This window comes from Dapis hubbardiae BLCC-M172 (assembly GCF_050016015.1).
Classification (GTDB): domain Bacteria; phylum Cyanobacteriota; class Cyanobacteriia; order Cyanobacteriales; family Microcoleaceae; genus Trichodesmium.
On the sequence record NZ_JBNHEQ010000169.1, the window covers coordinates 1 to 25,120 of the forward strand.

A 25,120-nucleotide genomic window follows, 5' to 3' on the forward strand; every position below is an offset into this window, starting at 1 on the left:
AAATTTTTTATCTACTTTTTAATTTATCACAACCTATGCACGGATTGCTATATATAATAATTAATCTATGTGGAATAATAATTGGAACAAACTTTGCTATTAATTGGTGAAAGTAAATACTCACGAGTTAGAATTCAGAAGCCAATACTTCTATAGCAATTCCCAAAAAGCGTGAGGTACAAAATTCTAGGCACTATTGCTACAGGCACTATTGCTACAGGGAAGAAATATCAAAGTGTACCTCACGCTTACTGAGAAACGCTATAAATATTTAGTTATAAATTATTATAGTTAAGTAGTCGTGCTTTTAGGAATTTTCTAGTTGAGAGAGGGAACAGGTAAAAGGGAACAGGAAGTAGAAATAATTGATAATTTATGGATAATATTGGAGATGTATAATAAAATGTGTAATTTATTTTGCATAAGCATTAGTATGTAATTAATTTTGTGTAGGTGCTTAATATAAACCTTAATTATTTGTTTTTTGTTTTACTCAAGCTATTTTAGTTTCTTGGTGACAAACTTGAGGGTTAATTTTTAGTCAAAGAGAAATGATCGGTAAAATCTTTAAATCAATCAAGCTTATTAGTAACATTACTTGAGCAAATTGAAATAACGTTCATAAAAATCCCTTTACCAATAGGTATGAGAATTTTCCTAAAGAAGTCTTTTAAACAGAATTTTTGAGTTAGAGTAACAGATGTTACAAAAATACAACAGTAATTTATGTTAGCTTAGTAAAAGCTAATTATAAAAAAAAGATATATAGGAAGTTATTTTAAGTGGGAGATGCTTGTATCTTAATCGTAGAAGGGAATCCGCATCTGCGCTCCCTACTTGGTTGGCATTTACAGCAAGCAAAGCATTTGGTAAACCAGTCAGCAAATGTCGATCATGCCAAAAAATTAATATACACTCATTGCCCAAATCTGGTAATTATGGAAACTGACCTACCAGATGGAAATACTCTAGAATTTTGCCAGTGGCTTCAGCAACAGCAACAGTGCTTAATTTTGATGCTATCCTCCCGCACAACTGAAGCGGATATTGTCGCAGGGTTAAAGTCAGGAGCAGATGACTATCTCTGTAAACCTTTTGGTATGCAAGAGTTTATGGCAAGGGTAGAAGCTCTACTACGTCGTCGCAGAACTATTAGTTGTACTCCACCCATCAGTTTAGATTATGGTGATTTGATTATTGATTTGGTACACCGTAGAGTTATCTTAAAGGGTAGTCTGATTGATTTAACTCCACAAGAATTTAGTCTTCTTTATGTCCTAGCTCAAGCAGAAGGAATACCCCTTACTCGTTCAGAATTACTACACAGAGGATGGCCAGATTCTATAGATAATCCTCGTACTATAGATACTCATGTACTATCTCTGCGGAAAAAAATTGAAATTGACCCCCGTCAACCTAGTGTAATTCAGACAGTTAGAAATGTCGGTTATAGATTTAATAGAGAAATCTTAACTATGGGTAAATGGCAGAAAAATTATCAAAAAAGTTACAAACAACCTCAAGAAGTTGCACCAGCTTGAAGAAGTTATACCGTTTCACGGAATTCAAAAGTCAAAAGTCATGCATTCAAAAGTAAGATTTGATTGGCTCGAAATTTTCACCCTATAGTAATTTGAATAAATAGTTTCATATCTAAAGTTTGAAACTATTTGTGACATTTTTAAAGTGAATTGGTATTACAACTCAGAAGTCAGAAGTCAGAAGTTAAATTTATAGTTGGGGTTCTCACCACCAAATAAAATTAGATAGATATTTTGTATCTTTTGTCAGCATTCATACCCACCTAAAATATCCTAAAATATTGGGTGTCCTGATAATATTTCTAGTTGGAGACTTCTACAAACATTTTTATTAAACTAAATCCATTTTATTAAACTAAATCCATTCTTCAGTTTCTTGAGCTTGTGCTTTGATAATATGATGCCTTAACTTAACCCAATCAACTTTATTACTGGCAGAATCTTCAATTAATTCTCCTTGTTCTAGATGTAGCAATTGTGTACAAAACTTTTGAGCTAAATCTATTTGATGATTGACCATAATTACCGTTACTTCACTTTCTGCTAAAGTTGCTAATACCTGTATAACTCTACTAGCAGTACCAATATCTAAAGCTGAAGTAGGTTCATCCAATAAAAGAATTTTAGGTTGAATTACAGCAGCACGAGCGATCGCTACTAACTGTTTTTGCCCCATGGAAAGTTGTAATTCTGACCTGGATAACCAAGATTCAGGAATATTTAACTGCTGTATCCAATATTCGTACCTTTGCTGAATTTCTGGTTGCCTTAGTCCTCTAAGTTTTAAAGGATAAGCGATCGCTTCTGCTACAGACATTCCCAAAAGTTTTGACTCCTGTAATACCACTGTTACCTCTTTTCGGAGTTGCATGACAGGAATTTTGCTGTAATCTTGGTTATCTAAATAGATATAACCAGAAGTAGGAGAATTTAATCTATTTAATAGTCGTAACAGAGATGTCTTACCAGCTCCAGAGACACCTACTACAGCAACCCTAGCACCTTTTTCTACAGCAAAAGAAATATCTTTCAGTAAATAGTGGGAGGTAACTGGGGTAGTTAAACTTACTTTGTCTAAATATAGTTGAGACTGCTGTTGTTCCATTTTTTATTTAGGGCTTGCTGAATAAATCTCACAGTATTGACAGATAAAGGTAAAAGCATTTTAGGTCTGGAAAAAGTGCAAGGTTTTCAGTCTAAAAAGCTTAAAAAGTTAGGATTTTAGGGTGACGCGAGGCAGACAAATCAAGGAATAATTCTTCCGACAACCTCCTCTAAATTCCCTCTTCCTCCTGTACGGGCGTTAACGATAGTTATGCGAAGCTAACGGCCGTTTCGCGGAGCGACATGAAACGCCCCTACGACTCCTACTCCTACCACTTATACTTTTTCAGCAAACCCTACTTAGGAAATGGCAACTGCATTAGAAATAGTCCAAGCATCTACTAATAGTAAAAGTATGGTACAACCGAATAAAATCAAATACATCCAAGGTTGTGATAGAGGGCGTACATCAGTTGTATCTATACCTGTCTTTGCCTCTACTATCCGAACCAGTTTAGCAAAACCAACTACTCGCATAGGCAACAAATAACCTTCTCGAGAATTATTCAGGAAATAGTATACTAGACCACCTTGACCTGTAGTGCGAGGTTTGAGCGCTCTTATTTCTGACCAAGGTAAGTACCAACCTTTGCGAAAGAGGTCTGGTACCCAAACTGGATAGGATACTTGAATTCCCTTTTCATTAGTTATGACTCGTTCTGTTAAAGCTGCGTATAATGCTATTGCTCCTAATGTTAGTCCTATTGCTAAAATAAGAGGAGGTACTGGTGCATTGGTGGCTTCAGATAAAAAAGGCAAAGGTAAAGTTAATGCAATATACAAACTTAAAAGGGTTAATTTAATCAAAGGAGAAATTCTAAATATAAATGTTTCTGAATTTTGATTTTCAGTCATACTAAGTCCAGATTGTAAACATAATAAAATTATACCTATTTGATAAATTTTAGCTACAAATATTAGGCTTTTGCTCAGGAGTCAAGATAACTGAGTCAGAATTTAAAAAGAATAAAATCCAAGAATTTTTATTTCACTAAAAATTAAAATCAAGTCATTTTTAATTAGGGTTTGCTGAAAAAGTCTTATGAATAAGGGTAGGAGTCCTAGGGGTGATTTCTGTTCCGGAATACTTTCCTTCGGAATGCTCTGCAAACGTAAACGCGTAATTAGGAGCATGACAAACGGAAATAATCCGTACAGGAGAAGTGGGAATTATAGAGGAGGCAGGAGGAAGAATAGTAAGAGTGATTTTTTGGCCTCGCGTCTACCCAAAATGCTAACCTTTTCGGCTTTATCAATCAAAAAGCTGGTACTTTTTCCAGAGATAAAATTGCTCAAACCTTTATCCGTCATTGCTTTGATATTTAATCAGCAAGCCCTAATTAACCTGAGAAATTTTTTATAGGTTTAGGAATAGGGATTTTATATCATGTCTGGATAATTAGTGATAAAAAAAATTTCTCCTTCTTCTCCTCTTCTCCCTCTTCCTTTTCCTTCTTCTTTCTTCTTTCTTTTTTCTTCTTTCTTTTTTCTTGTTTCTTCCTTCCTGACTCCTGTACGGGCGTTAACGATAGTTATGCGAAGCTAACGGCCGTTTCGCGGAGCGACATGAAACGCCCCTACGACTCCTGACTCCTCCCTCATTATTTATAACTGTTCAACCCGACATGATATTATAGCAATTTTCATGTTTTTTAGAGTACAGATATTTGGGTTTAAAGGAAAAAGTTTTATAGTCTACCTTTGTGACAACCGCTATAAGGGATTTCTGATTGAAACTCAGATATAATGATGCCTTTTGCAAGTACAATTAAAATCGTTTTAGCTATTATAGCAATTTTCATGTTTTTTAGAGTACAGATATTTGAGTTTAAAGAAAGAAGGAAGAAGGAAGAAGTAATGCAAGTCATGAAGTGAAAACCGCTATAAATATGCTAAATAAAGCTGTATATTTAATCAATCTAGATTAAGAAATTAGAATGTCAAAATCAGAGATTGAATGTATCAGCAAATATAAAAAGGAGATAGGGAACACTTAACTGGGAACAGGTATGGAAGTCCGAAGAAATACAAGGGCAAATATTTGTCGCTATTAAATCTAGGAATATATGTACTGAATACTTCTCTATCTACCTTCTTTCAATCCCTTGAAGTATTACCGCTTTTAGATTTTAGTCACTTCGCGTGCTCTCTTAATAATTATTTTACTCTCCAGTCTCTCAGAATTGGATAAATTCTATTTAAAAAATACGAATTGAAATAAAGCTCCAAATTTGCTGAAATATAAGTGGTGGATAAAATTCAAAATGACAATATGGCAGTCCTATTTTATTTGTGTATAAAAACCTTACTGCTTTTAGGGAACAGGGAAGAGAGAACAGGGAACAAGGAAAAGGTGAGACTTTCAGTTTTTTTATCTACTTTTTGATTACCCGCAACCTATGCGTTGATTGCTATATTTCAATCAGATAAATTGTCAAAGTAATTTGAAAATACAGTTCTAATGCAATATAGATAATGGTTGATTCAACAATTAATAATTAATAATTAATTATTACCTCTTCTTATAAAGAAGAGGATTGACTAAAAGGATTTTTTTTCTTCTCTTGGTCGATTGGATATGGCGTTAGCGGAGCGGCTCTGTTAAGAGCAGGAAACCTCGCCATCCCACCCTACGGGAAGCTCCGCTAACGACCGCTTTTTTCTCCATGAATGGAGAGGCTTTAGACCTTAATTTTTCGGTAAAAAACTTGGATTAGATAAGATTAACATCCAAAAATTTTACATAAATAAAATATAGAGGAAATGAGTCGCAACTCATTTCCTCTATAAGATTCTTTTCAATACAAAACAAAAAGAGTATTAATCATCCATAGGATCAATTTTTTTTCTTAGAGAAAAAATAAATGATGATTATTAATTAAGTTGATTTATCCTTAGATTTTTAACTTCACTACACTTAGAAGTACAAATTAATTAATCTACTGTGCTTAAAACTGCTTCTGGTTTTCCAGGAGACTTTCGTCTTTGAGATAAAGTAGCTGACTTAACTACAGACTTTTCAGTTTTAGAAATTGAAGAATAAGGGCCTTCATTTATTTGTAGGCGATCGCAAGGTATTGTATCTGATAAGATAGAGCTGGCCACCGTACCTGTGTGAATCTCCATACAAGCGCCGACAACTGCTTCAAATACTAAGCGTTGCCCTGGAAAAACAACTCTTTCAAAATCCCAATTAGTTACATTACTAATTTTAGCTATCTGGATTTGACTTGTGGTATTAACGTAGCAGCAGAGAATTTGATTTGAACTGTCAGATGGTAAGGGATCAAGAATTTGTGCCATAGTTACTCTTTACAAAAGTTTTTACTTTATACAAATTTAGTTATATTAACAAATTAACACCAACCGATCCCTGTTAGTTGTAATCTTGAATACCGAGTTTTAGATTTCTTATCACATCGTTAATACAAATCTTAATAAGGTCTTAATGCTTTTTTAATAAATTCTTAATATTACCGCAAACCTTTAACTTTTTCTTAAATTTGTGCTATGGCATCAAATTATACAGACAATTTTAATTCAAACTGATTCTAGTTGTAGCTACGAATACAAGCTAATTGACTTTTATTAAGATGGTGTATCAAAATTTTAATAAAATTAAAGATTAAAATTAAATAAGTCCGACATACTGGCAATCTTTCTTAAAAAACGATTTACAAAACTATTACAAAGACACTATGGAAAACAAAGTTCTTTACGTCCGTCTCCCATGCAATCCAATTTTTCCTATTGGAGTTGTTTATTTATCAGATCATGTCCACAAACTCTTCCCAGAAGTAGAACAAAAGATATTTGACCTGGGGGCTGTACCACCTCTAGACTACGGAACAGCTTTGGATAATTGTATCGATAAGTTCAAACCAAACCTATTAGTCTTCTCCTGGAGAGATATTCAGATATATGCACCCGTAGGAGGTCGTGGAGGCAACCCTCTGCAAAATGCTTTTGAGTTTTACTACGCCAAAAACCCTCTAATTAAACTTAGGGGTGCAGTGGGAGGCTTGCGGTTAGCTGTTTCCTATTACACAGAACTCTGGCGTAACGTCGGACTAATTAAACAGGCTCTAAAAAAGGCCAAAATGTATCGGCCAGAAACTCGTGCAGTAGTTGGTGGTGGAGCAGTAAGTGTCTTTTATGAACAACTGGGTCGTAGCTTACCCACTGGTACTATTGTATCCGTGGGAGAAGGAGAGGTATTATTAGAAAAACTGATTCAAGGAGAAGATTTTAAGGATCAACGATGCTATGTGGTAGGAGAAACATCACCGCGCGATCGCTTGATTCACGAAGCACCAGCTCCCATTGAGAAAACTGCCTGCGACTATGACTATATTAATAGCATCTGGCCAGAATTTGTATATTACCTCCAAGACCAAGACTTCTACATTGGGGTACAGACGAAACGGGGTTGTCCTCATAACTGTTGTTACTGTGTCTATACAGTTATTGAGGGTAAACAAGTCCGGATCAACCCTGCGGATGAAGTAGTTGCAGAAATGAAGCAACTATACAAGCGTGGTATTCGTAATTTCTGGTTTACTGATGCTCAGTTTATTCCTGCTCGGAAGTATATTGATGATGCTGTGGAGTTATTACAAAAAATCCTTGATGCAGGGATGGATGATATTCATTGGGCGGCATATATTCGCGCAGATAATCTCACTCCCCAGTTATGCGAGTTAATGGCAAAAACTGGGATGAATTATTTTGAGATTGGTATTACGAGTGGTTCCCAAGAACTTGTCCGGAAAATGCGAATGGGTTATAACTTGCGGGTAGTATTGGAAAATTGTCGAGATTTAAAAGCTGCTGGTTTTAATGATTTAGTTTCAGTTAATTACTCTTTTAATGTAATTGATGAAACTTATGAAACTATTAGGCAAACTATTGCTTATCATCGGGAACTAGAGAGAATTTTTGGAGCTGATAAAGTAGAACCTGCTATCTTCTTTATAGGGTTACAACCTCATACTCATTTAGAAGATTATGCTTTTGAAAAAGACATCTTGAAACCTGGATATGACCCTATGAGTTTAATGCCTTGGACAGCTAGAAAGTTGTTATGGAACCCAGAACCTTTAGGTGCATTTTTCGGTGAAGTTTGTCTAGAAGCTTGGCAAAGAAATCCTAATGATTTTGGTCGTGAAGTTATGGCTATTTTAGAAGAAAAATTAGGTTGTGCTGAACTGAATGAAGCTTTAAGTGCGCCTATTACATCTAAGAAGGATAAAAAACAGTTGGTAAGAGTTAATTAATAATTAAAAAGGTGGGTTATTAATGCATCTTTGTTATAGAAATCGGCGTTGCTGATTTTAGGTATAAAATTCCTGAATTATTTAAGGGGAAATTAGACCTATTCCACCTATTTAAGGTGCAGAAAAAGCTTCTTTATAGCTCCTTACTCCTGACTGCTGTAGGGGCGAATGGCCATTCGCCCCTACGACTCCTTTCAAGAATTGATAATTGATAATTGATAATTGATAATTACCTCTCCCTAAAACGGATTGGATTGAATAAAAGGAAAATAAATTCATTGTTTCTCCTTGATCATGAGAGGCTTTAAACCTTAATTATTCGGTAAAATCATACTTTTATTCAGCAACGCCTAGAAATCTATAACTTTTACCTACAGCACTTTTTAGATTCAGGACTTAGGCAAAATATCAAGTTATACACCATCTGCAGGGGTGGGTTTTACTATAAATTTTCATACTTACCCTAAGATTTAGATAAACCCTCCCTAATGCACAAAATTAGTTGTATCGGTCCAGTAGGGACGTTCCATGGAACGTCCCTACTGATTTCCAAACATGATTTTATTTAGGGCTTGCTGATTAAAATATCAAAGCATTTAACAAGAAATAAGGTGCCTTTTTAGGTCTGGAAAAAGTACCTAGTTTTCAGCTCTTTACAGCAGTTTTCATTTCAGTAGACCACAGTAGGGACGATTTCCTAGGTCATGCTTTGCTAGGCACATGAAACGCAAACGCGTTGGCGACAGCATTCGGAACGAAATCGCCCCTACAGGGTTTTGGTTATGACGATGTGGTTGATCCTGAAAAGCTCTGTATGCTCAAAAAGGAGGTAATTTCTGGCGCATCGTTGGGCAAAAAAATTACTTCCCTACTCCCCTACTCCCCTACTCCTTAAAAAAGACTTTTTCAGCAAACCTTATTTAGTAAATGTGCTATACTACAAATTAAAGTTAAGATGGGCATTTTTGTGAGTTTTAACCTACGCTTAAAGAAGGATAAATTCAGGAAAAATAGAGCTTTAAAGTAAATTATTGTAAAAATAAACCCTAAAATCTTCACATTTTACCTGAAAATATTCACATTTTATCTTGATCCCTGTAGGAAATAATTACAAAATAATACGAGCTTCAAACAAATGTTACAACTACAGCCAACTAAGGTAAGAACGAGCTAAAGTAAAAGTGTAAAGGAAAAAAGTTTGAACAACAAAAAAGAGGTGGGATTTATGAATATTTTCAAATCTATGGAAAACACCATTGTTTACATCGCAGAAGCAATTCGTCGCATTTTTGGTCCTAGTGATGATATGTATCCAGTGATTGGTGTACAACCTTTTGAAGGAGACCCTTACCAAGGACATATTTGGGCAGATTAGTCGTTAGCTCGGAGTAATTTGGAAGATTCAGATTAATCTTAATCTTAACTACGCCCCTATTAATTGCCTCGCACACTATGCTTTTTCAGTCACGACCTGAATGAGATTACCTAGTCTCAAAAAGAGTAAAGGAAAAAAGTTTGAACAACACATAAACATAAAGAGGTGGGATTTATGAATATTTTCAAATCTATGGAAAACACCATTGTTTACCTCGCAGAAGCAATTCGTCGCATTTTTGGTCCTAGTGATGATATGTATCCAATGATTGGTGTACAACCTTTTGAAGGAGACCCTTATCAAGGACATAGTTGGGCAGATTAGTCGTTAGCTCGGAGTAATTTGGAAGATTCAGAATCATCTTACTACTAATCTTAACTACGCCCCTATTAATTGCCTCGCGCACTATCGTTTTTCAGTCACGACTTCAATTAGATTAGCTAGTCTCAAGCAGTCAGGAGAGGAATAGTCTGCTGTGTTGTCAGTAGAAAAACCTACTTGAAGACCAAGCTTTAGAAGTCGGGTTGAAGTAAACATTCCTTGCAAGGGACGTCTGTCTTTCAGAAAAACTCCGCTATCAGATGAAGAATATAGGTTTTTGTACTTAATACCAACAAAACCAATAAATAGACATCTCCAGAAAAGAGGGAACAGGGAACAGGGAACAGGGAACAGGGAACAGGAAGAATTAATTGATAATTTATGAATAAGAATTGATTTGATTTTTGATTTTTGGAGATGTCTAATAGTTAACAGTTCAAAACCCCATCTCTCAGTAAAGATGGGGTAAATTTGTTGCTAATAATTGGATAAAGCCAAAGTAATTGTAGACACCGTGTAGAGAGTAGGTATTATACCAGTTTGATAAATGTTTGCTACAAATAGCTAGGGTAATTTTTAGGAGTCAGGAGGTAGGGACGTTGCATAAGGGCGTCCGTACGGAGTCGCATGGGAATGGCTTTAATATAGTTTTTTAGGTCATACATCATATTTTTTGTCCAAGGGACATCTCCTGTCAAGTCTTTTTATCGCTCTGACTATTCGTAACATTCTTTTTTCAAAATGGTATAATAAACGTTGTATATAAATATAGTCATACATAGTCAAATAATGTCAAATATCTTCGTTGATTTGTACATCCATAGCTACTAAGTATTTGACAAAATTTAATAACTCTCGACCTGATGTTTAATGGTATAATAAAATTGGCACTTAATTCAAGAGTAAATAATAATAAAAATTAATAAATGCTTTGAGCATTTATTAATTTTAACCCCTTGATTTATGAGATTAGTTGAGAGACATATTATTCAACCAACACATCGGTTTTATGCTGAAATTGACCGACTGTGTTTCTTGTCTAAAAATCTCTATAACTATGCCAATTATTTAGTTCGTCAGTCTTTTATATTTGAAAATACTTATCGTCACTATTATGACCTGCAAAAAACACTTTATACTCAAGTAGACTATAAAGCAATGCCAGCTAAAGTCTCTCAACAAATCTTGATGATAATAGATCGAAACTGGAAGAGTTTTTTAGCAGCGAATGAAGTTTATAAACAGAACCCATCAAAGTTTAGAGCTGCCCCGCGTCTTCCTAGGTATAAAAATAAAATAACGGGAAGAAATATTGTAGTTTATACAAAACAAGCCATCAGCAAGAAGCAACTTAAACAAGGAATTATTAATCCTTCTCAAACTGGGATTTATCTAAAAACCCTAGTACCTACTTCACGCTCTTAAACAAGTTCGTCTCGTCCCTAGACTTAATCATTATGTAATTGAGGTAATTTATGAAACCACTAAAAAACAATATGAGCTAGAGTCAAATCGTTGTGCCAGTATTGATATTGGATTAAACAATTTAGCTACATTAACTTTTAATCAAGCCGGAATGAAACCGCTCTTGATAAATGGCAGACCGTTAAAATCTATAAATCAATACTATAACAAAGTTAAAAGCTTCCTACAATCTCAACTCCGGGAAAATCAATCAAGTCGGCTACTGAAAAAGCTTATGTTAAAAAGAGAATTTAAAATCAATGATTACCTTGCATATTGCATCTCGTTTGATTATTGATACTTTAATTAATCAGATGCAGAGGAACTCTGATAATTGGTCATAATGAAGACTGGAAGCAGAAGATAAATTTAGGGAAAAGAAATAATCAAAATTTTGTATCCATTCCCTATAATAAGTTAATTGAAATGTTATCTTATAAAGCCAAGATAGTAGGGATAAATATAATTATTACAGAAGAATCTTATACATCCGCATCAAGTTTTATAGATAATGATTTGATTCCAGTGTACAAGAAAGGCCAAAAAAATCAAGTCACTTTTTCAGGAAAAAGAATAAAGCGATGCAGCGCGGTCTTGGGGGTTTCCCCCATGAGCGACTGCATCAAGACAAAGAGGCTTGTATCGTACTGCCAACAAAGGATTAATCAATGAGTAAAGTGAACGGTTCTCTAAACATAATGAAAAAAGCAGTCCCAAATGTCTTTGACCATGGGATAGAGGGTGTTGTAGTGCCTCCTGCGGAGGAGCTGCGCTAACACCCAGTCAGGGTAACGCCTGCAAAATAAGGATTAGTCATATTTGACTATATTTTTATCAACTATTAAACCTATCACGGAAAAGATAATCTTAAAAAAATTGATTTAGGACAAAGCAAAGAGCAGCACTACCTAAAGGTACAGTCAAATTATCCAGACCAACTTTTGATAAGGTCTCTAATAAAGTAGCAGCTAACGCCACCGGAATAGTAACTACCCAAGTTTGCCAAATATTGCCTTGCACGGCCAAAAGAATCAAACTAGAAACAGTATAGCTAACAAAAAACATCGTTAGGGAGCCTTCCCAACTTTTCTTCATGCCCCAGACTTGATAGGGATGTTTGCCAAAATTTTGACCAATAACAGCCGCTAACCCATCACCCCAAGCCATAATTAAAATACCAAGGGCAGCATATTGAGGTTGTTGGATAGACCAAAACCAACCGATGAGAATACCAATACTAACTGCATAGAAAAATGTTCCTAAACTTTTGCGCCCCACACTATTAACACTGGGAAGAATAGGTAGTCGGTAGGAAATAAGGGCGATCGCTGCTGAGATAATTCCCGCAGTAATACCTACCCAGGCTGGAATTTCCAACCACCAAGCTAATAGAATTACATTACCTGTGCCAATATGAACGACCTTTCGCGACATCTCTGGGTCTACTTTGGCAAAACGGTTAAGTGTTTCGGCAAGGATTAAAATAATTCCTAACCATGCTCCGACTAGAGAAACTTGGAACCAAATATTGGGAAATGTGGTGATGATAGACACTTTCATTAATGGATAATGGATAATGAATAATTGATAATTACCTCTCCCTTTTAGGGAGAGGATTGACAAATAAGGAAAATATTTATTTTTTCCCCTTGAAAGGGGAGGCTTTAAACCTGAATTATCTAATTATTTAATTGTTTAATTATTAATTATTTCGGTAAAAGAAAAAAGGCGTTGCATAATCAAGATATGAGGTCAAATCTGGTAGCATTGGTGTAATTAGACAAGGAGTCAGGAGTCAGGAGTGGGAAAGAATTTAGAAAGATTTGGCAATGATTCAAGATGGAACATTTTTTCCGACTACCTCCTCTGTAATTAGTAACTTCCCCACTCCCCTACTCCCTACTCCCTACTGCCTTATTTTGAAAATTACGAAGTAGCTCAGTTGCGTGGTGACTTTCCAATGGTTTTGAAAACCAATATCCTTGTCCTTTGTTACACTGCAGTTGTTGAAGTTGTTGCATTTGATCTTGGGTTTCTATTCCTTCTGCAATAATTTCTAAGCCTAAATTATGAGCTAGTGCAATTATTGCACTGACAATTTTTAATGGCTGACCACTCCCATCCAAGTCTAATCTACTCACAAAAGAACGGTCAATTTTCAGAGTATTAATAGGAAACTGGTGTAGATAACTTAATGATGAATAACCTGTACCAAAATCATCTATTGATAATTTAATATTTTGATTTTTCAGTTTATTCAACATTTGAGTGGCTAAACTAACATTTTCCATAATTACAGTTTCAGTGATTTCTAGCTTCAAAGAATTAGGTTGACAATTTGTTTCTTGTAAAATATCCTCAATTTCTTCTACTAAATTTGCTTGCGAGAGCTGCTTACTAGAAAGATTGACACTTATGGTCAAATTGGAGGTAGGAAATTGACAGCTAGAATTATATATAGAGCAAGTAGAAGAACATTTGCTATTGCCATTTTGTCTGTGAGGTAAAGAGTCAGAGACCAGGAACATTTCTTGAGTGTTATTTGTTGTCAATTTCCCATTGTACTCTTTATATTGACAGTTAAATTCTTGCTGCCAAATAGTTAATTGATGACAAGCAGCTCGCAATATCCACATTCCCAGAGGAACAATTAAACCTGTTTCTTCTGCTATGGGGATAAACTGAGCTGGAGAAATCAAGCCTTTAGTGGGATGATGCCACCGTAGCAAAGCTTCAAAACCAGTAATTTGACCTGTAAATAGACAGATAATTGGTTGATAATTTAAGCGAAATTGAGAATTAGCTGGATTTTGTTTAATCATTTCTACGGCCCGTCGCAGATCGTTTTCCAGGTCTAACAATGATATAGCTTGGCTGTGCATTGTCAAATCAAACACCTCATACCTTGCTTTACCTAAAGCTTTAGCCCGATACATAGCAATGTCTGCATCTCGCAGTAAGTCTTCCGGGTTGTTGTAAATAGGACAAATATCAAGCTGATTTCTATCGGCACTATCAGCAAAATTTCCACGACTGGCAACAATACCAATACTAGCTGTAGTGAAGACTTCATGCCCTTCAATATATACAGGTTTTGCCAGTTCTTGATTGATTTTCACAGCTACTCTGGTAGCATAGTTAATACCAGGTGGATACTCCATTAAAATCGTGAATTCGTCTCCTCCTAATCTCGCCAGAGTATCTGAACCTTTGATACAATTCTGTAGTCGTTTGCCGATCGCTACTAATAGTTTATCTCCTATAGTATGTCCCAAACTGTCGTTAATTACTTTAAACCGATCTAAATCTAGAAAGAGAACAGCAAACTGATAATTTGGGTGTTGTCTAGACCGACGCAATGCTAGTCTTAGTCGGTCAAAAAACAAGGAGCGGTTTGGTAAACCTGTCAGTGTATCGTGAAGTGCCTCATAAACAAGTTTTTCTTGTGCTTGTTTGCGTTCGGTGATATCTCTAATAATTATCTGGGTTGCTGCCTTGCCATCATAAGTATAAGGTATTCCAACTATTTCCACATCTATTACTTCTCCATCTAGTCTAATTAACTTTTCTTCTTGTAAATGTGTCTGTTTTCCTTGTTTTTGAACTTGTTGTAGTCGCTTTTTTTCTATTTCTATATAGTCTGGAGGAATGAATTTCCAGACTGATTGACCGATAATTTCTCTTGGAGAATTTGCCCCAAGTAATTTAGCACCAGCAGCATTTATATAAACAAACTTTTCCAGACAATTTACGGCGATCGCTTCTGGCGAGTTCTCTACCAAACGACGGTAACGTTCCTCACTTTCTCGGAGTGCTTCCTCAGCTTGATTAGTTGCGATAAATTTACCTATGCCTTCAGCCATTAATTCAATAATTTCTTGTTCGTGAAACTCAAATTCTTTTGTTCTGGCTTGGGGAGATGAGAAGGATAAAGTACCATAAATTTGATTGTTTACAAATATTGGAGTAGCAATATATAACTTTATCGGCATACCTTTTGCTTCTGATTCTTGTAATTCATTGCTAAAAATTGTTCTTTGTTCTGCCAGTACTTTATTACATAAAATATCACCTAAATTAAAGTCTTTTCCTCTAGCAAAATAATCCAAGTTTGATTGTACAGATTTGATGATAAATAATTCCCCTTTTACTTCACCAATAACTCCAGTTTCTGCGCCAAAAATTTTACAACCTGCTTGGAGATAATCAGCAAAAAGTTCTTCTATCTTATTATGATTATAGGTAGCAATTCTATGCAATTCCTTTAAGCTAGAACTGAATTTTTCTAAGACTTTAGTTTTGACAAATAATTCTGCTTCCCAATGGAATCTTTCTGTAATATCGTTTTGAATGCCAATAAAATGTGTTAAATGTTGCTGAGAGTTATAAACTGGCGCAATGAATAGTTCATTCCAGAATTCCGTGCCATCTTTCCGCACATTTTGCAAAATCACATGACATTCTTGACCATGTAAAACAGCTTTTTTCATCTGAGAAATTGCTGGCTGATTTCTGTATTTTCCTTGTAAAAATCGACAATTTTTCCCCATCACCTCCCCAGCCTGATAACCTGTGATGCTCTCAAAACTAGGATTAACATAAATAATGGAATTATCTGGCTGAGTAGCATCAGTAATGACGATGCCGTTGTTACTATTATCAATAGCCCGCTTCAATACTTGCAAGCGTTCCTCATTAGCATGACGTTCAATAGCAGTTGCTAGAATATTGGCGATCGCTTCGAGAAAGTAAATATCATCTTGGGTAAACTCTCGATATTGTTGAGTATGCACTCCCAAAACACCCCAAGCTTTTTGAGAGTTATGGGAATTAGTATTTTGAGATTCTTTGATTTCTAAGTGAGGTATAATTACAGTTGCACCACTAACTATTCGGTGGTTATGTAGCAAGGGCGAACCAGGAAAACGTGTTTCCACAAAAAAATCTTTGACAATGACTGACTGATTTGCTAAAAGAGTATAACCTGCGTGGGATTTTGCCCCAGCACTAACTGTAGCTTTACCTATTAAATTCTCTTCCCAACCTACACCTGCACAAAGGAGAAAAGCATGATTACCAGGCAACAACTCTAACACTTTGCTAAATTCCACATTTAAAGTTTTGGCAACTATGGCAACTAATGTATCAATTAGTTTATAAATATTTGATGTTTTCAGTGCCCTTTGTCCTATGAGTGCGACTGCTGCTTGTAAACGTTCACGATATTTGAGTGACTCTAATAGTATATTTTCATTAGCTTGCGCTCGCTTTTCCTCAGTGATATCTCGGTTAACTCTTATCGTTCCCAAGATTTGATGAGATTTGTCTAGCATTGGTACAACCGTTGTTTCACATACACCTTCACTGCCATCTTTGCGAATGAAGTTAATTTGTCCTACCCACTTACCATTGCCCTTCATCCCCTCAATTATTTCTGGTGTTAACGTAGAAGATACTTCTGGTTGGTGTAAAATGGCTGGAGTCTTGCCCAATACCTCAGTTTTACTGTAGCCGAACATTCTGGTTGCTGCTTGGTTCCAGTCAACGATATTACCCTGAACATCCGTGAGAATTACCCCATCGTAGATATGCTCAAAAGTTAAAGCTTGTCTTTGCAGTGATTTTTGAGTAAGTTTGTGTTCTGAAATATCTGAAAATATGGATAGTATTGCGGTTTCCCCATTAAATTGTATAGAACACATTGAGATATTGGCCCAGAAAAATGTGCCATCTGCTTTTTTGATAGGCAGTTCACGACCGCGTATCAGACCTTCTTGATGTAGATTTACGAGCAATAATTCATATTCTTCAGGACTAGAATAAAAATTAGATATTGGAAGACCGATTGATTTGTGGTTAGGAATACCAAATTTAAGTCTAAATAATTCGTTACTGAAGAGAATTACACCATCAACTGCACGGCTAATCGAAATTGCCCCCTGCATTAGTTTAGCAATTGTTTCCCATAGTTTTTCAGTCTCTTTTTGTTTTTTTTTCATGGCTTACTTAAACTATATATTTTTGTTTATTCCCATGTTATATTTGATATTTTTTTTAGTATTTTTTATATTTTTTTCTTGACTTTAATGAATGGCAACTTTTTAGATAATTTATCGTAGATAACGATCCCTAATCATAAAAGTTAAATTTATAAACTTCTAACATCAAATTAGGACATGGCTCAGATAATTATATTGTAAAGTATTTTTTCTAGAGAATATAAATTTTCTTAACTGGGATTATGAAGATTTATTGATTTTACTTGACTTGAGGATTCACAGCCAATTGTTTTTTAAAAAAAAGACAAGAGTTTAAAAGGATTAAATCAGGGTTTTCAGCCCAGATGGAACATCTTGTAGATGGAATGGATAAATTGTCCCTACTACTTATTTTAAAATAAAAGTTGGTATTCAGTGAAACTACAGAGATTATTGGTCAAGGAAAGATAAAAAAAGGGTAGGAATACTGGATATGGGAACAGGGAGAGGCAAGAAGAGGTAACTATTTGCTACCGTAACGGTAGAGGTTTGGTCAGCAAACCCCTACGACAACGTATTAGAAAAATAAATCTCTACTTTTAGCTGTCTACTTGCTTTCAAAGTTCAAAGTTCTAGAAAACTTAGTTCCAGTCTATTTTCTGGGCGTTGCTTATTTGTGGGAGGAAGTCATTTCAGTTAGCCTCCTGCGGAGGAGCTGCGCTTTTTCGTATAGGGAATGCTCCGCTTTCCATGTCGCTCCGCGTTAACGGCTGTCGCCGACATGAAAAGCGTTCGCGGCTCTGCAAGAGCGGGAAACCTGTCCCTCCGGGACGCTTCGCGTTACATGTCGCGCAGCGAAACGCCATCCCATCCTGACGGACTGCTCCGCTTGCCTACCGCTTTTTCATCCCCTTAAAAGGGGAGGCTCATGCCCTCATTTTTTGGTAAAAGATAGGATTTACCTTTTATGCAAGGATTCATCCCTTGGTTCAGCAACGCCATTTTCTGCCACAATGATGAAGTCAGAAGTTAGAAGGCAGAAGTTGTTTTTGTAACGGGGATGCGTGAGCAACCCTGCAAAAACATTTTGCCAATCAAACGAGGGGCTAACTATTGTTGTGCGATTCAATTATGCCAATTCCCATGCATTAACGCAAGACCTTGGATAACACTTCAGTTATTAAGTAATTAAACTAAGGTAATTACTTTTTTGTTCGTTTGAGCAAATTTAGTATTAATTTTTCGGTTGTGCATCAGTAAAGTGTGGGATAAGTCGCGTAGGGCTGGCCAATATAATATCAAAGCACTGATATATAAAGGTTGAGCGCCCACATGGTCGCGAAAAAAGTGCAAATTTTTTAGCCTTTGAGACTAAAAAGTTAGCACGAAAGGCAGACACTTCCCAAAAAGATACAGGTACAATTATTTCTCCTACTTCCCACCCGGACCACACTTCCCACACTTCCTTGACGCACTACCAATTTTTCTTGTTTTTACTTCTCCCCTACTCCCCTACTCCCCCACTCCCCTGCTTAAGTAAATATAGCAATACTTTTGAGAAATGGTATTATACCAATTCCCAAAAGTATTGCTATACTTGGGCGATACTTCAGTTATTAACCGCTCGGTACAATCAGAATCATTTTTTGGCTGATTTTAGCTAGTTTAATGTTAATTATTCTTATGTTTGCTTCTCCCCCACTCCCCTACTCCCCTACTCCCCTGCTTAAGTAAATATAGAAAAGTTTTTGAGAAATGGTATTATAGGGAATCCCGCGTCGGGAGGATGTCAAGTTTAAGAAACTATAAGCATTGAAATCCACTGTTTTTTTAGTGAACCTAACTCTCCATAAGGGTAAGAGTATTGCGTCAAAATCCCCTCAGCATAAATATCTAAACTGTAGAATTAGTAATATAAACTTGGAGGACACCTAAACAATGTTAGAAAACTATCAAAATCATCTACAACAACGAGCAACCCAGGGTATTCCACCCCTCCCACTAGATGCTGAACAAACATCAGAATTATGTGAACTGCTGAAAAACCCACCAAACGGAATAGAAGAAAAGTTGATGGGATTATTGCGCGATCGCGTACCACCAGGAGTTGATGAAGCTGCTTATGTCAAAGCCGGATTTCTCACAGGTATTGCTAAAGGAGAAATAACGAGTCCTCTAATTACTTCTACCTACGCGGTCGAATTATTAGGTACAATGGTTGGTGGATACAATGTTCAATCATTAATAGATTTGCTCAAATCGGAAAATTCTGAACTAGCAAATACAGCAGCTAAAGCTTTAAGTAAAATTCTGTTAGTATATGACGCCTTTAATGACGTTATAGAATTGGCAGAAACTAACCCCTACGCCAAACAAGTAGTAGATTCTTGGGCAGCAGCAGAATGGTTTACCACTCGCCCCGAACTTCCAGAAACAATAACAGTTACTGTCTTCAAAGTTCCTGGGGAAACCAACACCGACGACCTCTCACCTGCTCCCCACGCTACTACTCGTCCCGACATTCCACTCCACGCATTAGTGATGCTGGAGTCAAAAATGCCAGAAGGGTTAAAAACAATTGCCGAGTTAAAACAAAAAGGTCATCCAGTCGCCTACGTTGGGGATGTTGTCGGTACAGGTTCATCCCGGAAATCTGCCTGTAATTCCATGTTGTGGCATATTGGGGAAGAAATTCCTTTCATTCCTAACAAAAAATCAGGTGGGTATATTTTAGGAGGAAAAATTGCTCCTATTTTCTTCAACACTGCTGAAGATTCTGGTGCATTACCTATCGAATGCGATGTTACCAAAATGGAAACAGGAATGGTAATAACTATTCATCCCTACAAAGGGGAAATTACTGACGAAAGTGGAGAAATAATTTCCACTTTTACCTTGAAACCAGAAACCATGCTCGATGAAGTACAAGCAGGGGGGCGAATTCCTCTATTAATTGGGCGTACCCTCACTGACAAAACCCGTAACGCTCTGGGATTAGAAACGAGTTCTGTATTTACCCGTCCCCAAGTACCAGCAGATACAGGTAAAGGTTTCAGCTTGGCACAGAAAATGGTCGGTAAAGCTTGCGGTTTACCAGGTGTTCGTCCGGGAACAGCTTGCGAACCATTGATGACAACGGTAGGTTCTCAGGATACTACCGGACCTATGACGCGAGATGAAATGAAAGAACTCGCTTGTCTTGGTTTCAGTGCTGATTTAGTAATGCAGAGTTTTTGTCATACTGCTGCTTATCCTAAACCAGTTGATATTAAGACTCATAAAGACTTACCTGATTTCTTTTCCGCTCGTGGTGGAGTAGCGTTGCGTCCGGGAGATGGAATTATTCACTCTTGGTTAAACCGAATGTTATTACCGGATACTGTGGGAACAGGTGGTGATTCTCATACCCGTTTTCCTCTGGGAATTTCTTTTCCAGCGGGTTCTGGTTTAGTGGCGTTTGCAGCAGCTTTGGGTTTAATGCCATTGGATATGCCAGAATCTGTGTTGGTGCGGTTTAAAGGTAAGTTACAACCAGGCGTAACATTGCGGGATATTGTGAATGCTATTCCTTATGTGGCGATTCAAAAAGGGTTGTTAACTGTAGCGTTGGAGAATAAGAAAAATGTGTTCTCTGGGCGAATCATGGAAATGGAAGGTTTGCCAGATTTGAAGGTAGAGCAGGCGTTTGAATTGACCGATGCAACGGCTGAACGTTCTTGTGCTGGTTCGACGATTAAGTTGGGTACCGAGACAATTTCTGAGTATTTGCGTTCTAATATTGCCTTGTTAAAGAATATAGTAGCACGGGGTTATTCAGATGCGCGGACTGTTATGCGTCGGGTTGCCAAGATGGAACAATGGTTAGCAAATCCAGAATTGATGTCTGGGGATGCAGATGCAGAATATGCCGAAATTATTGAGGTAGACTTGAACGAAATCAAGGAACCTATTGTGGCGGCACCTAACGATCCGGATAATATTAAATTGATGTCCGAATGTGCGGGGGATAAAATTGATGAAGTGTTTATCGGTTCCTGCATGACAAATATCGGTCACTATCGCGCTGCTGCGAAAGTATTGGAAGGAGCAGGACGAGTCAAAGGTGTATTGTGGATATGTCCGCCAACTCGTATGGATGAGAAACAGTTGCGGGAGGAAGGAATGTATGGGGTGTTTGCTGCTGCTGGTGCGCGGACGGAAATGCCTGGATGTTCTTTGTGTATGGGAAATCAGGCAAGGGTTGAAGACGGGGTGACTGTATTCTCGACTTCCACACGGAATTTTAATAACCGTATGGGTAAAGGTGCGCGTGTATATTTGGGTTCTGCTGAGTTGGCGGCGGTTTGCGCGTTGTTGGGGCGGATACCTAGTGTGGATGAGTATTTGGATATTATGAAAGAGAAAGTCGATCCGTTTGCGGGTGATTTGTATCGGTATTTGAACTTCGATCAAATTGCTGGTTTTGAGGATGAAGGGCGAGTGATTCCGTTGGAAGAGATGCCGAAGATTGAGGAAATTTTAGGGATGCCAGTTGGTGTTGGGAAGTAGTAAGTAGTAGAATCTAAAAAATATTAAGGTGGGCAGTTTGCTCACCTTAATTAATTTATTGTCTATATAAATACAAAAAGATTACAAAAGTATGGTCAATTCTGATAAGTTTAATTTGAGAGACTGCCTTGAAGATATTAAAAACGGGAATATACAATTACCAGATTTTCAGAGAGATTGGAAGTGGGATGATGAAACTATACGCCGATTATTAGGCAGTGTTTCATTGTCCTATCCAATTGGATCGGTTTTGCTACTGGAAACTGGTAGTCCTGATGTTAAGTTTAAGGCTCGGTTAATAGAGGGAGTAGAGGTTTCTAAAGAAGTTATACCAGAAAAACTTATTCTTGATGGTCAGCAACGTTTAACAGCTCTCTATCAGGCTTTGATGTCAAACCAGCCAGTATCAACTACAACTGGACATAAGAAGAAATCTATTAAGGTTCGGTACTACTTACAAATAGAAGATGCACTAAAGTCAGACTATAGAAGAGATGATGCAATAGTAGGAGTTACAGAAGATAGACAAAAGAAGTATCTTGATGTTTTGGCTCCAGAAAAGCAATATGAAGATAGATTATATCCTCTGACAAAAATTTTCGACCCATTCGATTGGGAACAAGGATATTGCAAGTATTGGGAAGAGAGGGATTCAGACCAAATCAAACTGTATAAAGAATTTCGTCAAAAAGTAATTGATAACTCTTTTGGAAAGTTTGTAATACCATATATTGAACTACCTAAAAAAACACCTAAGCCAGCTATATCTCAGATATTTTTGAGAGTTAATCAAAGTAATGAGAAACTCAAGACATTTGATTTATTAACTGCACAATTTGCGACTGACAATTTTTCACTACGAGAAGATTGGAAAAAGCGTCAAAAAGAATTAACTAATGATGGAAAAGAAAAGCACGTTTTTAATAAAATTGATGAAAGTGCTTTTTTGACAGCAGTGACTTTACTAGCTACTGAGAGTCAAAATAACCCTAAATGTCGAGATACTGATATTCTGGACTTGAAACTGGAGGATTACAAAAAATGGTCTAATGAAATTCAGGACTCATTGAAAGAGATAGAAAAGTTTTTATATGAGGAAAAAGTTTTTACTGAACAGGAGGTTCCTTATACATCACAAATTATGTCTATGGCTATAGCTTGCATAAAAATCGGCCTTGATGATTGGAAAATAGCCGGAACTAAAAATAAAATATCTAAGTGGTTTTGGTCTGGTATTTTTAGCGGAAATTATGGTTCTGGAATAACATTGGAAAAGGTATTGATAGCAGACCTGCAAGTACCAAAATGGATTTTAGGTAGAGAAAATAAAATGCCAGAAAGAGCAGGAAATTCTAGTTTTTATAAGAGCAGACTATTGAAATTAAAAAACAGAAGTAGTGCCCAATTTAAAGGTTTGTCTGCTTTATTAATGCGAGACGGTTGTAGAGATTTTTTAACAGGTTCCAGTATTGATTCACAAAAATATTTTGATGAGGATATAGATATGCACCATATCTTTCCTCAAGCTTGGTGCAAAAAGCACAATTTAGACCCTAATAAATACAACAGTGTAGTAAATAAAACACAATTATCAGCCGAAACAAATCGTAAAATAGGCGGTAAATCTCCTAGTGAGTACCTCAAAGTAATAATGAAAGAAGGTAAAATGGGTAAAAACCAGATGGAGGAAATTTTACGCTCTCATAATATTGAACCTTCACATCTTTGGAATGATGATTTTGATAAATTTTTCGCTCACAGAAAAGAAGCTTTGATTCAGAAAATAGAAAAAGCGATGGGTAAAAAAGTGATTGATGATCTTGATGATCCGATGCCTTTCTAAATGTAGATTTTTTCCTTAATTAAATAGCAAAAATATCAGGTTATTCAATTTTTTTTTCATTTAAGCTTGGTGGTTTAAAGCACATCCTAATGATAATCCTTTAAACCTTTCTACCACTAATATCATGTTCGTATAATCAGTTATAAATAAAATTTCAGCTCTGAGAGTAGAGAAAAGATATTACACTTCTACTTTTCTCCTGACTCCTTTCCCCAACAATTCTGACTGCTGAGGACTGACTCCTGATTCCTTGGTAATTATTTATAAGTATTCAACCGAACATGATATAAATATGCGTAGAATTAGTTACTCAAGATAATTCGATTTATTTAGAGACATCATAAAACAGAACAGAAGACATCTACTGCTCGTAAATTCTCTTTTCCCAGCTAACTATTTATCTAAATGACTCTGTTATTTCTTTTTTCCTTTGATTTTTGACTTTTTTTGTTTTGACTTTTTTTGTTTTGACTTTTTCTTTTTAACTGTCGCTCTCTGCTCACTCACCTCTGGTGGCGGACCGTAATCTCCATCACTGAAATATACTCGCTCTACTGTATGTTGTGGTTCTACTTCTATCCACAGACGTGCTCCCCCGGCTTGACTCCTATTGGGATCATGAGGTTGATAAACGATTTGGCAAGGTCCTTTTATTTTCAAGGCGTGGCAATAATCCTTTTTATCTCCAACTTTCACCGCAACTGCAGGATAAGCAGTTCCATTGTCTCGGTTATAGTCAATAGTCTTTCGTAGAACATGAACAAAAGTATTGGCGGAGCGTCGATTCTTGTTCCAAGTACCTTCGGGACCACGACGACCTGGTTTAATTTCTGGCATTCCCCTAGAATTAAGGCGAATCATCCAAAGTCTTCCGACTTTTTCAGCATCTCTAACACGACCTTGATTCAGTAATTCCCGCAATCGACCGGTAGAAATATTGAGTAAAAAAGCAGCTTGTGTAGTAGTAACTAAAGGTTCAGCAGTAGTAACTAAAGGTTCAGTCATAAGTACAACGTTGGGGTTTTTAGATTTTAGATAAATTATAATATCTTTATATTGGATAATTTTTAGTTTAGCATAGAAGGATAATTTTCTGCTAAACTGCGCGTCATCATAAATCCATCTGCATTTAGTTTTAATAATTCGTATTTGCGCAAAATAGGAGTAATATATTGTTTATCTAAAGAACGCATTGGTATTCCTTCTTGCCATGAAAAAGCATTTCTGTTTGTACTGCTTTTATGTAGTCTAATACTTTGTTTTGGTTCAATACTTTTTATACACAACTGTAAAATTGTTAAACCAACTAATGCTCTACCAACCTCACTGGTAACTGAATTAACAAGTTTATTCAAAGTATTTATTTGACTTTGTTCGAGTTGAAATATATCACTCATAACATTGCGATCGCGACAAGCAATAATTTGTTTTTCTAAGTAATTATTTGCCAGTTCCTGGGTTAGTTTCTGATATCTGATTCTAGCTTCATCGCTCATTTTATCTTCTAAAAAAACCTGTTCTTTGCCATCCCTTTGTACCAGTTCACTTTTATCTTTAAAGACTCTTAAATATAAATCACTCATTATAGCAATCCTCAATTAGGTAGTAACATTTTACTGTAGGGGTTTTATTTCTAAATCCTATTTGCGCTTTGCTTTAGAGACCAGGGT

At 36.4% G+C, this 25,120-nt stretch carries 17 protein-coding genes; 9 read left to right on the forward strand and 8 right to left on the reverse strand.

The genetic code is table 11. From position 1 onward, the window contains the following. The first annotated feature begins 782 nt into the window (after positions 1 to 782). Positions 783 to 1,541 carry a response regulator transcription factor gene (locus ACP6PK_RS15415; RefSeq protein WP_094672606.1) on the forward strand — a complete coding sequence of 253 codons (759 nt, stop codon included), beginning with the start codon at positions 783 to 785 and terminating at the stop codon, positions 1,539 to 1,541. Positions 1,542 to 1,896: 355 nt separating this feature from the next. Here ACP6PK_RS15415 and ACP6PK_RS15420 read toward each other — a convergent pair whose 3' ends face one another. From ACP6PK_RS15420 to ACP6PK_RS15430, 3 genes are all read right to left on the reverse strand, one after another. Beyond that, positions 1,897 to 2,646 carry an ABC transporter ATP-binding protein gene (locus ACP6PK_RS15420; protein WP_426560547.1) on the reverse strand — a complete coding sequence of 250 codons (750 nt, stop codon included), beginning with the start codon at positions 2,644 to 2,646 and terminating at the stop codon, positions 1,897 to 1,899. Positions 2,647 to 2,945: 299 nt separating this feature from the next. After that, entirely contained in the window at positions 2,946 to 3,500 is a 555-nt protein-coding gene (locus ACP6PK_RS15425) for a hypothetical protein (protein WP_426560549.1), read from the reverse strand. 2,079 nt (positions 3,501 to 5,579) lie between these two features. Further along, entirely contained in the window at positions 5,580 to 5,948 is a 369-nt protein-coding gene (locus ACP6PK_RS15430; protein ID WP_094673754.1) for a DUF1830 domain-containing protein, read from the reverse strand. A 395-nt stretch (positions 5,949 to 6,343) separates the two neighbouring features. On the opposite strand from ACP6PK_RS15430, the gene ACP6PK_RS15435 reads away from it, so the two are divergent. The 6 genes from ACP6PK_RS15435 (at position 6,344) to ACP6PK_RS15460 (ending at position 11,753) form a co-directional block, all read left to right on the forward strand. Beyond that, positions 6,344 to 7,921, forward strand: coding sequence for a photosystem II high light acclimation radical SAM protein (locus ACP6PK_RS15435; RefSeq protein ID WP_426560551.1), 1,578 nt, complete (start codon positions 6,344 to 6,346; stop codon positions 7,919 to 7,921). Between the two features lie 1,225 nt (positions 7,922 to 9,146). Beyond that, on the forward strand, positions 9,147 to 9,296 hold the full coding sequence (locus ACP6PK_RS15440) for an isochorismate synthase (protein WP_094673756.1): 150 nt from the start codon (positions 9,147 to 9,149) through the stop codon (positions 9,294 to 9,296). A 174-nt stretch (positions 9,297 to 9,470) separates the two neighbouring features. Next, a complete protein-coding gene (locus ACP6PK_RS15445; protein ID WP_094673757.1) occupies positions 9,471 to 9,620 on the forward strand; it encodes an isochorismate synthase in 150 nt (49 codons plus the stop codon). A gap of 960 nt (positions 9,621 to 10,580) precedes the next feature. Then, positions 10,581 to 11,042 carry a transposase gene (locus tag ACP6PK_RS15450; protein ID WP_210407449.1) on the forward strand — a complete coding sequence of 154 codons (462 nt, stop codon included), beginning with the start codon at positions 10,581 to 10,583 and terminating at the stop codon, positions 11,040 to 11,042. A 46-nt stretch (positions 11,043 to 11,088) separates the two neighbouring features. After that, positions 11,089 to 11,379: a transposase gene (locus tag ACP6PK_RS15455; protein WP_426560580.1), complete on the forward strand. Its 291-nt coding sequence runs from the start codon at positions 11,089 to 11,091 to the stop codon at positions 11,377 to 11,379. Positions 11,380 to 11,411: 32 nt separating this feature from the next. Next, positions 11,412 to 11,753, forward strand: a complete 342-nt coding sequence (locus ACP6PK_RS15460; RefSeq protein WP_426560582.1) for an IS200/IS605 family accessory protein TnpB-related protein — start codon at positions 11,412 to 11,414, stop codon at positions 11,751 to 11,753. A 195-nt stretch (positions 11,754 to 11,948) separates the two neighbouring features. Here the strand turns inward: ACP6PK_RS15460 and ACP6PK_RS15465 are convergent, their stop codons facing one another. The 3 genes from ACP6PK_RS15465 to ACP6PK_RS15475 all read right to left on the reverse strand — a co-directional run bounded on the left by ACP6PK_RS15465 (position 11,949) and on the right by ACP6PK_RS15475 (position 18,412). Next, on the reverse strand, positions 11,949 to 12,641 hold the full coding sequence (locus tag ACP6PK_RS15465; protein ID WP_210407515.1) for a diacylglycerol/polyprenol kinase family protein: 693 nt from the start codon (positions 12,639 to 12,641) through the stop codon (positions 11,949 to 11,951). A gap of 332 nt (positions 12,642 to 12,973) precedes the next feature. Continuing rightward, on the reverse strand, positions 12,974 to 17,080 hold the full coding sequence (locus ACP6PK_RS15470) for a PAS domain S-box protein (RefSeq protein ID WP_426560554.1): 4,107 nt from the start codon (positions 17,078 to 17,080) through the stop codon (positions 12,974 to 12,976). Positions 17,081 to 18,247: 1,167 nt separating this feature from the next. Next, positions 18,248 to 18,412 carry a hypothetical protein gene (locus tag ACP6PK_RS15475; protein ID WP_426560556.1) on the reverse strand — a complete coding sequence of 55 codons (165 nt, stop codon included), beginning with the start codon at positions 18,410 to 18,412 and terminating at the stop codon, positions 18,248 to 18,250. A gap of 585 nt (positions 18,413 to 18,997) precedes the next feature. On the opposite strand from ACP6PK_RS15475, the gene acnB reads away from it, so the two are divergent. After that, positions 18,998 to 21,607 (forward strand): bifunctional aconitate hydratase 2/2-methylisocitrate dehydratase, encoded by a 2,610-nt coding sequence (gene acnB, locus ACP6PK_RS15480; protein WP_426560558.1) that lies wholly within the window; start codon positions 18,998 to 19,000, stop codon positions 21,605 to 21,607. Between the two features lie 91 nt (positions 21,608 to 21,698). After that, a complete protein-coding gene (locus tag ACP6PK_RS15485; RefSeq protein WP_426560560.1) occupies positions 21,699 to 23,450 on the forward strand; it encodes a GmrSD restriction endonuclease domain-containing protein in 1,752 nt (583 codons plus the stop codon). 414 nt (positions 23,451 to 23,864) lie between these two features. Here the strand turns inward: ACP6PK_RS15485 and ACP6PK_RS15490 are convergent, their stop codons facing one another. Both ACP6PK_RS15490 and ACP6PK_RS15495 read right to left on the reverse strand, forming a co-directional pair. Next, positions 23,865 to 24,455 carry a hypothetical protein gene (locus ACP6PK_RS15490; protein ID WP_426560562.1) on the reverse strand — a complete coding sequence of 197 codons (591 nt, stop codon included), beginning with the start codon at positions 24,453 to 24,455 and terminating at the stop codon, positions 23,865 to 23,867. 62 nt (positions 24,456 to 24,517) lie between these two features. Next, the gene (locus tag ACP6PK_RS15495; RefSeq protein ID WP_426560564.1) at positions 24,518 to 25,033 is read right to left on the reverse strand and encodes a hypothetical protein; all 516 of its coding nucleotides are present in this window, start codon (positions 25,031 to 25,033) and stop codon (positions 24,518 to 24,520) included. Positions 25,034 to 25,120: the final 87 nt, after the last annotated feature.

What these genes read in the sequence shown, in the direction of transcription:
- ACP6PK_RS15420 (WP_426560547.1), bottom strand. Translation starts at nt 2,646, where the DNA reads ATGGAACAACAGCAGTCTCAACTATATTTAGACAAAGTAAGTTTAACT.
- ACP6PK_RS15425 (WP_426560549.1), bottom strand. Translation starts at nt 3,500, where the DNA reads ATGACTGAAAATCAAAATTCAGAAACATTTATATTTAGAATTTCTCCT.
- ACP6PK_RS15430 (WP_094673754.1), bottom strand. Translation starts at nt 5,948, where the DNA reads ATGGCACAAATTCTTGATCCCTTACCATCTGACAGTTCAAATCAAATT.
- ACP6PK_RS15435 (WP_426560551.1), top strand. Translation starts at nt 6,344, where the DNA reads ATGGAAAACAAAGTTCTTTACGTCCGTCTCCCATGCAATCCAATTTTT.
- ACP6PK_RS15440 (WP_094673756.1), top strand. Translation starts at nt 9,147, where the DNA reads ATGAATATTTTCAAATCTATGGAAAACACCATTGTTTACATCGCAGAA.
- ACP6PK_RS15445 (WP_094673757.1), top strand. Translation starts at nt 9,471, where the DNA reads ATGAATATTTTCAAATCTATGGAAAACACCATTGTTTACCTCGCAGAA.
- ACP6PK_RS15450 (WP_210407449.1), top strand. Translation starts at nt 10,581, where the DNA reads ATGAGATTAGTTGAGAGACATATTATTCAACCAACACATCGGTTTTAT.
- ACP6PK_RS15465 (WP_210407515.1), bottom strand. Translation starts at nt 12,641, where the DNA reads ATGAAAGTGTCTATCATCACCACATTTCCCAATATTTGGTTCCAAGTT.
- ACP6PK_RS15470 (WP_426560554.1), bottom strand. Translation starts at nt 17,080, where the DNA reads ATGAAAAAAAAACAAAAAGAGACTGAAAAACTATGGGAAACAATTGCT.
- acnB (WP_426560558.1), top strand. Translation starts at nt 18,998, where the DNA reads ATGTTAGAAAACTATCAAAATCATCTACAACAACGAGCAACCCAGGGT.
- ACP6PK_RS15485 (WP_426560560.1), top strand. Translation starts at nt 21,699, where the DNA reads ATGGTCAATTCTGATAAGTTTAATTTGAGAGACTGCCTTGAAGATATT.
- ACP6PK_RS15490 (WP_426560562.1), bottom strand. Translation starts at nt 24,455, where the DNA reads ATGACTGAACCTTTAGTTACTACTGCTGAACCTTTAGTTACTACTACA.
- ACP6PK_RS15495 (WP_426560564.1), bottom strand. Translation starts at nt 25,033, where the DNA reads ATGAGTGATTTATATTTAAGAGTCTTTAAAGATAAAAGTGAACTGGTA.